Source organism: Pseudomonas sp. ML2-2023-6, from assembly GCF_037055265.1.
GTDB lineage: Bacteria > Pseudomonadota > Gammaproteobacteria > Pseudomonadales > Pseudomonadaceae > Aquipseudomonas > Aquipseudomonas kulmbachensis.
In genome coordinates, this window is the sequence record NZ_CP146347.1 from 3,065,862 (window position 1) to 3,078,880 (window position 13,019).

13 protein-coding genes and 1 tRNA gene are annotated in these 13,019 nt (G+C 58.4%); 2 read left to right on the plus strand and 12 right to left on the minus strand.

The genetic code is table 11. The features are described from left to right. Positions 1 to 140: 140 nt before the first annotated feature. Positions 141 to 326, minus strand: a complete 186-nt coding sequence (locus V6L79_RS14115; protein ID WP_261742106.1) for a hypothetical protein — start codon at positions 324 to 326, stop codon at positions 141 to 143. Between the two features lie 235 nt (positions 327 to 561). Here V6L79_RS14115 and V6L79_RS14120 point away from each other — a divergent pair, with 235 nt between their 5' ends. Next, positions 562 to 1,383 carry a MinD/ParA family protein gene (locus V6L79_RS14120; RefSeq protein ID WP_261742107.1) on the plus strand — a complete coding sequence of 274 codons (822 nt, stop codon included), beginning with the start codon at positions 562 to 564 and terminating at the stop codon, positions 1,381 to 1,383. A gap of 229 nt (positions 1,384 to 1,612) precedes the next feature. On the opposite strand, the gene V6L79_RS14125 is transcribed toward V6L79_RS14120, so the two are convergent. Beyond that, complete coding sequence (locus V6L79_RS14125; protein ID WP_321836385.1) at positions 1,613 to 2,044, minus strand: hypothetical protein; 432 nt, start codon at positions 2,042 to 2,044, stop codon at positions 1,613 to 1,615. A 649-nt stretch (positions 2,045 to 2,693) separates the two neighbouring features. Between V6L79_RS14125 and V6L79_RS14130 the strand changes: the two genes are divergently transcribed. After that, a tRNA-Gln gene (locus V6L79_RS14130) sits at positions 2,694 to 2,768 on the plus strand. Positions 2,769 to 2,928: 160 nt separating this feature from the next. On the opposite strand, the gene V6L79_RS14135 is transcribed toward V6L79_RS14130, so the two are convergent. The 10 genes from V6L79_RS14135 to V6L79_RS14180 all read right to left on the minus strand — a co-directional run bounded on the left by V6L79_RS14135 (position 2,929) and on the right by V6L79_RS14180 (position 12,929). Beyond that, on the minus strand, positions 2,929 to 4,341 hold the full coding sequence (locus V6L79_RS14135) for an amidase (RefSeq protein ID WP_321836386.1): 1,413 nt from the start codon (positions 4,339 to 4,341) through the stop codon (positions 2,929 to 2,931). Next, a complete protein-coding gene (locus V6L79_RS14140; RefSeq protein WP_321837172.1) occupies positions 4,338 to 5,618 on the minus strand; it encodes a Zn-dependent hydrolase in 1,281 nt (426 codons plus the stop codon). The genes V6L79_RS14135 and V6L79_RS14140 overlap by 4 nt, the downstream gene beginning before the upstream one ends. Positions 5,619 to 5,634: 16 nt before the next feature. Continuing rightward, entirely contained in the window at positions 5,635 to 6,330 is a 696-nt protein-coding gene (locus V6L79_RS14145) for an ABC transporter ATP-binding protein (protein WP_261742110.1), read from the minus strand. Then, the gene (locus V6L79_RS14150) at positions 6,330 to 7,088 is read right to left on the minus strand and encodes an ABC transporter ATP-binding protein (protein WP_261742111.1); all 759 of its coding nucleotides are present in this window, start codon (positions 7,086 to 7,088) and stop codon (positions 6,330 to 6,332) included. Before V6L79_RS14150 ends, V6L79_RS14145 begins: the two co-directional genes overlap by 1 nt. Further along, on the minus strand, positions 7,085 to 8,095 hold the full coding sequence (locus V6L79_RS14155) for a branched-chain amino acid ABC transporter permease (protein WP_261742112.1): 1,011 nt from the start codon (positions 8,093 to 8,095) through the stop codon (positions 7,085 to 7,087). Before V6L79_RS14155 ends, V6L79_RS14150 begins: the two co-directional genes overlap by 4 nt. Position 8,096: 1 nt before the next feature. Further along, complete coding sequence (locus V6L79_RS14160; RefSeq protein ID WP_261742113.1) at positions 8,097 to 8,957, minus strand: branched-chain amino acid ABC transporter permease; 861 nt, start codon at positions 8,955 to 8,957, stop codon at positions 8,097 to 8,099. A gap of 69 nt (positions 8,958 to 9,026) precedes the next feature. Further along, on the minus strand, positions 9,027 to 10,229 hold the full coding sequence (locus V6L79_RS14165; protein ID WP_338579008.1) for an ABC transporter substrate-binding protein: 1,203 nt from the start codon (positions 10,227 to 10,229) through the stop codon (positions 9,027 to 9,029). A gap of 99 nt (positions 10,230 to 10,328) precedes the next feature. Next, entirely contained in the window at positions 10,329 to 11,099 is a 771-nt protein-coding gene (locus tag V6L79_RS14170) for an FCD domain-containing protein (protein ID WP_338579009.1), read from the minus strand. A gap of 199 nt (positions 11,100 to 11,298) precedes the next feature. Further along, the gene (locus V6L79_RS14175; RefSeq protein ID WP_338579010.1) at positions 11,299 to 12,156 is read right to left on the minus strand and encodes a GNAT family N-acetyltransferase; all 858 of its coding nucleotides are present in this window, start codon (positions 12,154 to 12,156) and stop codon (positions 11,299 to 11,301) included. Between the two features lie 53 nt (positions 12,157 to 12,209). Continuing rightward, positions 12,210 to 12,929 carry a murein L,D-transpeptidase catalytic domain family protein gene (locus tag V6L79_RS14180; RefSeq protein WP_261742117.1) on the minus strand — a complete coding sequence of 240 codons (720 nt, stop codon included), beginning with the start codon at positions 12,927 to 12,929 and terminating at the stop codon, positions 12,210 to 12,212. Positions 12,930 to 13,019 lie beyond the last annotated feature (90 nt).

The following is a 13,019-nucleotide window of genomic DNA, read 5'->3' on the forward strand; positions in this document are numbered from 1 at the left end:
TTCAAGTATTGGCTTTTGCATGCTGGCGGTAAATTGTATCTGTTGATCGTGGTGTTGTCGTTGCTTGCGTAAAGCTCTCATTAACTTTCATCTTTGCGTTCTCAGGGTTGACGGGTTATTGGCGCCATTAGGCTGGCTGGTTAATAGTGCTCCCTTGCTTTTTGCTTTGTATGGCTTTTCTTTTGTTTTATAATTTTATAAATTGACAATAATGACGCCAGGTCTTGTATCGCTTGGGTTTCTAGCTCCTTACGCGGCAGGCTGAATAATTTCTGGGGCATGGATCCGCCTGATAACAACAAAAAATCATCTGACAGGCCGCTCATGGCTGACTCCTGGGTCCTCCAGGATCATGATCGTTATAAATCGTCTGTATTTTATGTTCTTGGGCAGGTTTCTGTAGCGGGAGGTGAACTAATTTTGCCGTGTAGCACTTTGACTTGGCTTCAGGTATCGCCGCTGCAATCTCGCAGGATTCTTCAAGTTTATGGCTAACGTGACCAAGTTACCCCGCGCTTTACGAGAGTCTCCACACGTAGCACATGGAAGGGAATAGAGAGCATGGAACACGGGCATTTTGTGCAGGTTATCGCCGTAACAAGCGGTAAGGGGGGCGTCGGAAAGACAGTTGTAGCTATCAACCTTTCGTTGGCGTTGGCAGAACTTGGCAAGCGGGTTGTGTTACTGGAAGCCGATTTGGGATTGCCGAATATAGGTGTTCTGCTGGGGCTCTCCCCGCAGTACACGCTTGCCGATTTGATGGAGGGCCGTTGCGAGTTGTCCGATGTGCTGATGCAAGGACCTGGCGGGGTGCTTATTGCCCATGCAGCATCAGGAGCCCAGAGTCCGGCACATTTGTCGCCTGCTCAGTACGCAGGATTGATTCAGGTCTTCAGTGATATAGCGGACACGCTCGATGTGCTGGTTATTGATACCGCTTCCGGTATCGGTGAATCAGTAGTTACTTTCGTCCGGGCGGCCCAGGAGATTTTGCTGGTTGTATGTGATGACCCTGCCTCTATTACTGATGCGTATGCACTCATCAAGCTGCTTAATCGGGAGCACGGAATAAACCGTTTTCGGGTACTGATTAACCTGCAACACAATGCTATTGACGGCCAACGATTGTTCGCTAGGTTGAGGAAAGTTATTGATAGTTTTTTGGATGTAACCTTGCAGTATGTGGGCACAATTCCGTATGACCAGGATATACGCAAGGCCGCGCATCAACACCGCGCGCTCTACCAAAAATTTCCTGCTTCCAAAAGTGCAAAAGAATTCAGGGCTATTGCTAAAAATATGAGTACCTGGCCGATGCCGGGTAGTCCAAGGGGGCATGTTGAGTTCTTCGTAGAGGCGCTGGTTAATAATTCCAGAAGGTGACTCTGCTGTTTTCGGCAGGCGGGAGGAGGGCACGCCTCCTGTTCCTGGTAACAAGGATAATTGTGCTTGCGCATTCTTAATGCGTTTGCAATCACCCTTAATATCGGGAGCGCTCTGTATCGTAACTACCCTTCAATTTTACTCACCTGTTTGTGTCCGGTACTTTTCTTCCTCAAGGGAGCAGGCCCTCTACTCTTGATACCTGCTCATGAAGACAGGAGGCAATCCGCTAGGCCAGGGAGCCCCACATTTGCACCAGGCCGAACAGATGTACCAGCCCATACACCAGACAGACCGCCGAACTGATCGCGATAAAGCGCATGCTGCGCCCGGTGCCGGGCAGCGTGAAAGGGCCTAACAGGCCGCGCAGCAGGTAAATCAGGGTGATTGCGCACAATGCCGGGCGCAGCAGGGGCAGGGGTTCGATCACTCCAGCACCGGACAGTGCGTAGACTGCCCATGCGCCAAGCACCAGGGTAATCCCCATCGTAACCACTGCAGGAAACCAGCGACCGTTCTGGGCCGCACGCACAAAGCGATCGCCCGCCCCAAACAAGTGATACCAGGAAGGCCCGCCAATGATTACTCCGATATGCATCAGGGCAGCCAACAGACTGAGCCCGGCCCCGATCATCAGTGCCATATTGTATTCGTTAGCCATTTCATCGCTCCTTGATGTTCGCCAGTAATGGCGCCAAAGATATCATTTGCGCTGGGCGGTATCACTGGACCCTGCCAACAGGGTTTCGAAAAATCCGGGGGAGCCGGATACACCGCCAAACGCGCAATGCTATTCACTCAAGCGAGCGGTACTGCTGTGGGAGCGAGCCTGCTCGCGAAGGTCGTAAACAATAGTGCGTGTTTACTGGCTAATCGCGACGCCTCGAGATCTTCGCGAGCAGGCTCGCTCCCACAGAGCCCACAGAGCCCACAGAGCCCACAGAGCCCACAGAGCCCACACGGACCTTACGTGAGCAGCATTGCGCCAAACGCGAGTTTTTCGAGCAATTGGATGAGTTCTTCTAGTCTGATTTTCGGCAGCTTATCTGCACATCAACACTCAGGCTGTTGGCTGAAAAATGGAATTCAAGGCCGGATAAACCCCGGCCAGAAGCGCCTGTCTGCCCGGGATCATCACTAAGTAGCTGTTTTTGAATAAATTTATTTAAAAAGTGCTTCCCCAATCCAAAGAGTGTTGGTATATTTGCGCCCGTTCTTGCAGCGAACCCTTACAGGCTCGCAGCGAATGGCAACATTTGCAGGCTGCAAGCATCAGTAAAAGAGTGCCAGGCACTCATCGCTACAGATACAGGGGCGTCGCCAAGCGGTAAGGCAGCAGGTTTTGATCCTGCCATGCGTTGGTTCAAATCCAGCCGCCCCTGCCATTTTTCAGATCTTGTCCAACACGGACCAGAATCTTCAAGTTCAGCGTCAACGCCGTCCGGCCTGACGCATCATCGCCAGTAACCCACTCCTTTGCTATATCGCCAACAGTCTTTCTGCGTGCCATGCCGGCTTCAGCAGCATGGCCGCATTTTGGCCGGATCAGTCCTGCTCGGTCATCGGGGTTTTGGGATGGGTGGCGGCAAAGTGTTTTTCGTACGCGCGACATACCCGCAGCACTTGATCATCGGCAAACCGCGCACCGACCACTTGCAAACCCACCGGCAAACCGTTTTGGGCGAGGCCGCAAGGGACTGAAGCCGCCGGTTGCTGGGTCAGGTTGAAGGGGTAGCTGAAGGGCGTCCAGTGCATCCACTCGGTGAGTCCCGAATCAGGCGGCACGTTGTGCCCGGCGGCAAACGCGGTGATGGGCAGCATCGGCGAGACCAGTACATCGTAGCGTTGATGGAATGCCGCCATCTGTGCGACCAAAGCCGCTCGCGCTTCAAGGGCCGCGCTGTATTCGCTTAAGGTGATGCGTTCACCCAGCGCGGCAATACGTTGCAGGCCCGGGTCGAGCAGGTCGCGCTGTGCGCTGTCGAGTTGCCCGGCCAAGCGTGCGGCACCGGCAAACCACAAAGTGTTGAAGGTGTCGAGCGGGTCGCTGAACCCCGGATCAATCTGCTCCACCTGGGCACCCAGTTCCACCAGCCTTGCAACGGCGCGCGCGACCACGCTGGCAACTTGCGGATCGACTTTCACATGCCCGAAATCCGGGCTATAGGCGATACGCATGCCTTTGAGGCTGTCACCCTCAGGCAGCCACGGGGTGCTGCGCGGTGCGCCGATCAGACCGTCGCGAGGGTCCGGTTGGGCCACGGTTTGCAGCATCAGCACCGCATCTTCCACGGTGCGGGTCATCGGCCCCAGATGGGAGAGGATGGTCATCGAGCTGGCAGGCCACTGTGGCACATAGCCGAAGGTCGGTTTGATCCCGAAGGTGCCGGTAAAGGCGCAAGGGATACGGATCGAACCGCCCGCGTCGCTGCCCTGGTGCAACACCCCCAGGTTGAGTGACGCCGCCGCCGCCGCACCGCCCGAAGAACCACCCGCTGTCAGGCGGGTGTCCCACGGGTTGCGGGTGATGCCGTAAAGCGGGTTGTCGGTGACACCTTTCCAGCCAAATTCCGGGGTGGTGGTCTTTCCCAGCAGCACGGCTCCGGCCTGGCGCATAAAGCCTGTAAAGGGTGCGTCCACCTCCCAGGGGCCCAGCGCCGAGGTGGTGCGCGAACCTTTGCGCGTGGGCATGCCACGGGTCAGGGTCAGGTCCTTGATTGATGCTGGCACGCCATCCAGCGCACCGCAGGGCTGCCCTTTCAACCAGCGCTGTTCGGATGCCTTGGCAGCCTGGAGTGCGCCTTCGTGAGCCACGTGGCAGTAAGCGTTGACCGCCGGGTTGTAGCGTTCGATACGCAACAAGGCGTCTTCGGTAACTTCCACCGGCGACAGGCTTTTGTCGCGAAAGCGGTTCAGCAGCTCAACCGCGTTCATTTGCCCGATATCCGTCGTGCTCATCGTGCGACTCCTGATTGTGCCGCATTGACCATGGCGCGCAGCAGGACTGCGCAGCCGTCGGCCAGATCCTGAGGCGCGGCGTTTTCGATTTCGTTATGGCTGATCCCGCCTTCGCAGGGTACGAAGATCATTCCCGCCGGGCCCAGTTCGGCGACAAAGATCGCGTCGTGGCCTGCGCCGCTGACAATCTCCATATGGCTCAGTCCCAGTTGTTGCGCACCCTGGCGTACGGCTTCGATACAGGCGGGGTTGAAGTCCAGCGGCGGAAAATCTGCAGTTGGCGTCAGTTCGAAACTCAGACCGTGCTCGGCGCTGGCGACTTCGATGGCTTCGCGCACTTCATCCACCATGGCCTGCAACCGGTCGGCATGCAGGTGACGCAGGTCGATGGTCATGTGCACTTGCCCCGGAATCACGTTACGTGAACCCGGATGCAGGGTCAGGCAACCAACCGTACCGCATGCGTGGGGCTGATGTTGATGGGCAATACGGTTGACAGCGCTGACCACATGCGCAGCGCCCACCAGCGCATCCTTGCGCAAATGCATCGGCGTGGGGCCTGCGTGAGCTTCGACGCCGGTCAGTGTCAGGTCGAACCATTTTTGGCCCAGGCAACCCATTACTATGCCCAAGGTGATATTGCGATCCTCCAGCACCGGGCCTTGCTCGATATGCGCCTCAAAATAGGCCCCCACCGGATGCCCGAGCACAGCCCGGGTGCCGGCATAGCCTATGCGCTGTAATTCGGCCCCCACTGACAGTCCTTGCTCGTCCTGTTTATTCAGGGTTTCGTCGAGGTCGAACTTGCCGGCGAAGACCCCGGAACCCATCATGCACGGCGGGAAGCGTGAGCCTTCTTCGTTGGTCCACACCACTACTTCGATGGGGGCCTCGGTGGTCAGGTTGAGATCATTCAGGGTGCGGATCACTTCTAGTCCGGCCATTACTCCGTAGCAACCGTCGAACTTGCCGCCCGTAGGCTGGGTGTCGATATGGCTGCCGGTCATTACCGGTGCCAGGTGCGGTTGACGCCCGGCGCGGCGGGCAAAAATATTACCGATGGCATCCACCGTGACGTTGCACCCGGCTTCCTCACACCATTGCACAAACAGATCGCGGGCCTGACGGTCGAGGTCGGTCAGGGCCAGGCGGCAGACACCGCCCTTGGCCGTGGCGCCGAGTTGCGCCAGATCCATCAGCGATTGCCACAGGCGATCGCGATTGATCAGGGGCGCATTGCTGTTGAAAAGCTCGGATAACAGGATTGGACTGCTCATGGACACGGATCTCCCTTCAGGCGCTCAGGGCCAGGTAACGGTTCTTGATGGCCGGGTTGGCGCGAAAATCAGCGGCGCTGCCTTCGTACACCACGCGGCCTTGCTCCAGTACGTAATGACGGTCGGCCAGCTTGTCGCAGACCATCAGGTTCTGCTCCACCAGCAGCACCGGCAGGCCGTCGTCCTTGATCTTGCGCAGGATTTTCACCAGCTCGTCGACGATCACCGGGGCCAGGCCTTCGGTAGGCTCATCGAGGATCAGCAGCTTGGGGTCATTGATCAGCGCCCGGGCGATGGCGAGCATTTGCTGTTCACCGCCGGACAACGCATGACCGGCATTTTTGCGCCGCTCCTTGAGGCGCGGGAACATGCTGTAGACATCCTCCAACTGCCAGCGGCTGCTTTTGCGTTGGGCAATGCGCAGGTTTTCCTCGACGCTGAGCAGGCGGAAGATGCCGCGATGCTCAGGCACCAGCGCCAACCCTTCGCGGGCGATTTCGAAAATCTTGCGCCCGACCATGTCCTGGCCGTTGAAGCGGATTTGCCCCTGACGCGGGCAGATAATCCCCAGAATGCTGCGCAATGTAGTGGTCTTGCCCGCACCGTTGCGGCCTAGCAACGTCACCAGTTCTCCAGGGTTGACCTGCAGCGAGACGCCTTCGAGGACGTGGCTTTTGTCGTAGTAGGAATGGATGTTTTCGACGGTCAGCATCAGGCGGCTTCTCCCAGGTAGGCGACACGTACGCGCTCATCGGCACGCACGAACTCGGGTGTGCCCTCGACCAGAATCTGGCCGTGGCTCATGACGGTGATGCGTTGGCTGATGGACATGACGATGCTCATGTTGTGTTCGATTAACAGCACCGTGTGATCGCGCCCCAGATCGCTGATCAACTGGGTCATGATCGGAATATCGTCAATGCCCATGCCGGAGGTGGGCTCGTCGAGCATCAGCAGTCGGGGTTTGGAGCAGATCGACATGCCCACCTCCAGCACCCGTTGCTGCCCGTGGGACAACTCACCGGCCAGGGTGTCGGCGCGGCGGGTTAGTTGCAGGCGCTCAAGCACCTGATCGGCCATTTCCAGATGCTCGCGACGACTGTCGACCCGGCGCCAGAAGTTCAACGCTGCCAGGCCATCGCGGCCCTGTGCGGCCAGGCGCAGGTTTTCCCGCACGCTGAGGTTTTGAAACAGGCTGGTCAGCTGGAACGAGCGGGCCATGCCCAGGCCAACGCGGCCGTGGGACGGTTTTTTGATGATGTTCTTGCCATCAAACATGATCGCGCCGCCGGTGGCCTGACGCTCGCCGGTCAGGCAGTGGAACAGGCTGGTTTTGCCTGCGCCATTGGGGCCGATCACGGTATGGATAGTGCCTTGCTCGACCTTCAGGCTGACGCCGTTGACCGCATGAAACGCACCATAGGCCAGCTCCAGGTTTTCGGTTTGCAGCAGATATTCAGGCGCGTTCATGGCAGCTCCTCCTGAGTGGGCAGGCTAGGTTTGCGCTGGCCCTTGATACGTTCGTACAAGCTTGAAAAACCGCCCCACAAGCCGCCGCGCATAAACACCACCACCAGAATCAGGATGACCCCCAGCAGCATCAGCCAGCGTGGCCATAGATCAGACAGGAACTCGCCCAGCAGCACGATGGAGCCCGCACCCAGCAAGGAACCGAACAACGAGCCGGTGCCGCCGACAATGGTCATGATCAGAATGTTTTCCGACATCGCCAGGTCGATATTGGACAGTGGTACAAAATGCAGGAGCATGGCGTACAGCGCCCCGGCGATCCCGGTGACGGCGCCCGAGAGCATAAACACCAGAATTTTGAAGTGCCGGGTGTCGTAGCCGATGGCAGCGGCGCGGGTTTCGTTTTCGCGGATCGCCATCAGCGTACTGCCAAAGGGCGAAGCGATAACGCGGCGGGCGCCGATGAAAATCAGCAGGAACAGCACCGCGACAAAAGCATAAAAGTAACGTGCGTCACTCAGGGACATCAGCACGGTATCGCCGATGCGGATTTCGGGCCGTGGCACGTTGAGCAGGCCGTTGTCGCCACCGGTCCAGTCGCTCAGGGTGTAGGTCAGAAAGTACGCCATCTGGCTGAAGGCCAGGGTCAGCATCACGAAGTAGATACCGGTACGGCGAATCGCCAGAGCGCCCACCAGAAACGCCAGAAAGCCGCCAGCCAGTGCTGCGCCCAGCAAGGCACTGAACAGTCCCAGTTGCAGATGGATCATCAACAATGCCGCGCAGTAGGCTCCGGCACCAAAGAAGATCCCTTGGCCGAACGACAACAGTCCGGTGTAGCCCAGCAGCAGGTTGCAGGCCAGGGCCGCCATGGCGAAGATCAGAATTTCGGTAGCCAGGGTCGCCGATGGCAACACCAATGGCAGGCCGATCAATACCGCAACCACCAACAGCAGCATGGAGCGCGACTGGGTTTTGGCGAAGGGCAGGGGGTTTTTCTCGCTCATGTCAGGCTCTCCCGAACAGGCCGTAAGGACGCAGCAGAATGACCACGGCCATCGCGCCATAAATCATCAGGCTGGCACCCTGGGGCCAGATAGTTGTCATCAGGCTTTGCACCACGCCCACCAGCAGGCCACCCACCAGCGCGCCGCTGAATGAACCCATGCCGCCGATCACCACCACCACAAACGCGACCCCGAGAATTTCCGGGCCAACAAAGGGCTGGGCCCCGCGCAAAGGTGCGAACAGCACACCCGCAACGCCTGCCAGCCCGGCGCCGAGTGCGAAGGTCATGGAAAACAGACGGAAAATATTGGTGCCCAGCAGCGATACGGTTTCAGTGCTTTCACTGCCTGCACGCACCAGTGCGCCAAAGCGCGTGCGCTCCAGCAACAGCCATAGACCGAAGCCCACCAGCGCAGAGAACACAATCAGGAACAGGCGATAGTAGGGGTACACAAAATCGCCGATCACCAGCACCCCGCGCAGCAATTGCGGGACCGCGACGCTTTTGCCCACCGGGCCCCAGATCATCACGCTGGCTTCCTGGATGATCAGCGCGATCCCCAGGGTTACCAGAATCTGGAACATGTGCGGCAAGTGATAGATCCGCTGGATCAGCAATCGCTCGATCACCCAGGCCAGAGCGGCCACCAGCAATGGAGCAAGCAATAGCGACAGCCAAAAGCTGCCAGTGAGGCTGACCGCGGTGTAGCAGATGTAAGCGCCCAGCAGGAAGAATGCACCGTGGGCGAAGTTGACGAAGTTCAGCAGGCCAAAAATGATCGTCAATCCGACCGCAATCAGAAAGTAGATCATCCCCAGGCCCAGGCCATTGAGAATCTGAAACAGGTAAAGTTCGAGCATGCAGATACCCTCTGCAGGCGATCACGGGTGACCGGCTGCCAGTAGCAAAAGCTGAAAAGTGACCGGGGGTCAGCCCAGAACGCAGCCGGTGTCTTGTACCGGCGCAAACGACTGACCGGAGCTGACCACCTGGGCCAGGTCGTCCTTGTCACTCATTTGGTCAGCTGGCTTGCCGATCAACAGGTAGTAATTCTTGATCACCTGATGGTCACCGGCGCGGATCGACTCGGGGCCGGTCGGGCCTTCGTAGCTCAAGCCCTGCATGGCTTTGGCCACTGTGGGGCCATCGAAACTGCCGGTGGCAGCGATGGTGTCGAGCATGACTTTGGTGCTGATGTAATCAGCGGCCAGCGGGTAGGTGGGGTTGATCCCGTACTTGGCCTTGGTGATCTTGACCAGCTCGCAATTGAGCGGGGTATCAACTTGATGCCAGTACTGGGCGCCGAGGTACACGCCTTCCAGTATGTCGCTGCCCAGTTCCTGAAACTGATCCAGCCCGGCCGACCACACCAGCAGGACTTTCATCCGCTCCTTAATCCCGAAGTTAACCGCCTGGCGCAGGGTGTTGGACGACTGGCTGCCGAAGTTGAGCAACACCAGCACATCGGGTTTGGCAGCAATGGCATTGGTCAGATAACCCGAGAACTCCTGTTCCTGCAGCGAGTGATAACTGTTGCCGACATGTTCCAGGCCATGCTCCTTGAGCACCTGTTTGGTGCCATCAAGCAGCGCTTCGCCGAACACATACTGTGGGGTGATGGTGTACCAGCGCTTGGCTTCGGGCAGACGTTTGATCAACGGCACCAGAGTTTCGCGCACTGCGCCGTAGGTGGGCACCGACCAACGAAATGTCGCTTTGTTGCAGTCCTTGCCGGTCACTTCATCGGCGCCCACCGGGGTCATGAATACGCCACCAGCCTTGTCGACTTCCTTGGCCACCGCCAGCGCCGAAGACGACAGGGTGCAGCCCTGGAAGAAGCGTGCACCGTCCTGGGCAATGGCCTCCTGTACCTTGCGCACCGCCTTGCCTGCATTACCCTCGGTGTCGATCACCTTGTAGTTCAAGGGCCTGCCCAGTAACTGTGGATACTGCTCGACAGCCAAGCGTGAGCCCATGTCGGCGAACTTGCCATAACTGGCAAAGGCACCGGACATGGACTTGAGGCCATAAAAGGTAAAGGGCTCTGCGGCGAAGGCATGACGCATGCCCAGCGGCAGGCTCAGGGCGCCGGCCGCAGCCAGGCTCGCTTTCAACAAAGTACGACGTTGCATGGGGAAACTCCCTGGTTTGATTAGTTATTGGCAGGAGTAGCAATGGCAAACGGCGGATCAGGGCCTGTGGGCAGGCCTTTTATTGGGACAGCTTTTTAACTAGTGGTTGTGATCGAATTCCAGCAGGAAATGTGGGCTGACCTGGCCTTCAAGGGCGGTCATATGGTGTTCGGCGTCACACATGTGTTCATGCATCAGGCTGCGCACAGAGGCTTCATCCTCGGCCTGTAAGGCAATCAACAGTTGTTTGTGATAATCGAGGTTGGCGGCGTCGAACTGTTTGCGTTTGGGTTTGTAGGCTTTTTTCAGCACCACCAGATCGCGCAGCAGATCGTTGAGAAACTGCGCCATAAAACTCAGCAGCGGATTGGGGCAGGCCCGTGCCAGCAGGTTATGAAACTCCAGCTCAGCCAGGCGTTGCTCGCGTTGACCGGCCTCGCTGTCTTCCGGCGCGCTGCAAAAGTCCACGTTGGCTTGCAAGGCCTGATAATCCTCGGCACTCAGGCGGCCAATCACCGACACCGCCAGTTCGACCTCGATCACCTTGCGTAGTTGATAGACCTGCTCACCGTCCAGATGCTGGAAGTGCAGGTAATTACGCAGGGCGCGGCTGGCCGGTTCGGTCCCGGCCTGGTTCAGGTAGGCACCGCCGCTGGGGCCGGTGCGGGTATTGACCAGCCCTTCGACTTCCAGCGCCTTGAGTGCCTCACGGGCCGAGCCCTTGGAGCACTGAAAGCTCTCCATCAGCTCTCGCTCGGTGGGCAGACGGTCGCCGGGCTTGAGCGCGTCGGTGACAATCGAGCGCTTGACCGACTCGACGATCACATCGGAGAGCTTCTGACGTTTACGGTGCAGCGGGCGACTGAGCATATTTTCTATTTATCGTATTAATGCGGATTAATAGTAATAAATAGCGCTGAGCCCGATCAGTCAATAACTGGCCGGGCGAGGTGTCGCTTTCAGTGGCAAAGGGTCGTAAACCGATAAGAAGTTGCGGCAGTAGACTTGCTGGACCTTGAAGAGTGGTTGCTTGCAACGCAGGTGATGTGATCGCGAGCAACCCGGTGTATCAGCCAATGGCCTGCGAAACGAGGGCGAACTGGCGCATGCCGTCGGCGGGTTGCGGGGGCGTGCCCAGGGCCATTTGCGTCACACTGTCTACCGGCTCAAGGCCTGCCAGGGTCAGCCACTCACTCAGGCCGCTGCCCGCCGGGACGTCGATGCGTACAAAGCGGTTGGCAATCCGGGCGAGCAGGTTGGCGATCAGGTGTTTGGCCTGTTCGAGGTTTTCAGCAACCACCGGGCCAATACAGTGACCGCGTCCGGCGCGCCGCAGCAGGGCAAAAGCCTGCAACTGACCGTCGCGCTCGATGCCGATCGAATGTTCGAGCGTATCCTGCAACTGCGCTAAGATGGCGTGACGATCAAGTCCACTGCCTGCATTGGCCAAGGCAAGTTGCCGGGCCTGATCTGTTGCGCAGAGGGCGCGGCACTGCTCATCTTCGGCCAGGGGCTCGAGTGCCACCGCTTGCGCCAGGCCTTGGCGCTGCTCAATGGTGCCGAACTCGACAAAGCCTTGGCTGAGATAGAGCGGCGCTCCGGCAACCGAGGCGTTGAGGATTGCAACACCTGGCAGGCAAGCGTCGAGCACCTGCTCCATCAATTGGCGGCCAATACCCTGGCCCTGATAATCGGGATTGACCACCACCAGGCCAATGGTTGCATACGCGCCTTGGGGGCAAGCGAATGCCGTGCCGATCAAACGCCCATCCGCGCAAGCCACAAACCCTTTAAACGTCCGATGCAACAGGGCCCAGTCTTCCGGGTTGTGGGGCCAGTTCAACTGTGAAGACAGCGCATGGGCCGCGGGCAAATCCGCCCGGGTCATGGGGCGATAAACACAGGCAGTCTGATGCAGAGCGGACATGGTGAATCTCCTTGAACATGTGCGCACTATCTACCGGTATTGCGCCTGCGTTTTCAACCCCCAGGCATGGTTTCATGCCGGGCCGAGACAATACTCGCCACCTGCCGTGGCTGGCAGTTGAGGTAAGCTGAGGATTGCAGCCAGCGCTTGTCGGGGTACCAGGCGAACATGAACTGGCCGTCCTTGAGTTTATCGACCACTTGACGTGCCACTTGCGGGCGTACCGCCGGGCAGCCAAGGCTACGACCGATGCGGCCCTGGCTCTTGCTCCACAGCGGGTTCACGTAATCGGCGGGGTGGATCACGATCGCACGTTCACGGGCCTGATCGTTGATGCCCGGCTCCAGGCCATCCATGCGCAACGAATAGCCGTGGCTACCTATATAGCTTTCCCGGGTACTGAACAGCCCCAGGCTGGACTGGTTGCTGCCTTCTGCGTTGGAGAAGCTGGTGGCGAAGTTCTCGCCGGATTTTTTCCCGTGGGCCACCAGGTCGCGTAGAACCAACGTCTTGCGGTTCAGGTCAAAGATCCAGAGACGGCGCGCGGTTGAAGGTTGCGAGTAATCGATCACCGCCAGATGCCGTGCTTGTTTGGCACCATTGTTGACCGCGCATTGCATGGCGCTTAGAGCGCTTTTCAGCGCCTGTGGGTTGAGTTCGGGAGCAGCATGGCTGAGTTTGTTGAGTAATACCGGGTTGGCCGCGTATGCAGTGCTACAGGTTGCACTCAATGCAATGGCTGCCAAACAGAAGCGACGTAAAAAGATGAGCATAAGGAGCGTTTTCTCGATGTGGTCAGACCAGCAATCCTGCGCCGATAACTTGGCGGTCCTGTTTTAGATGCTAGCCTGTGGGTTTGCCGT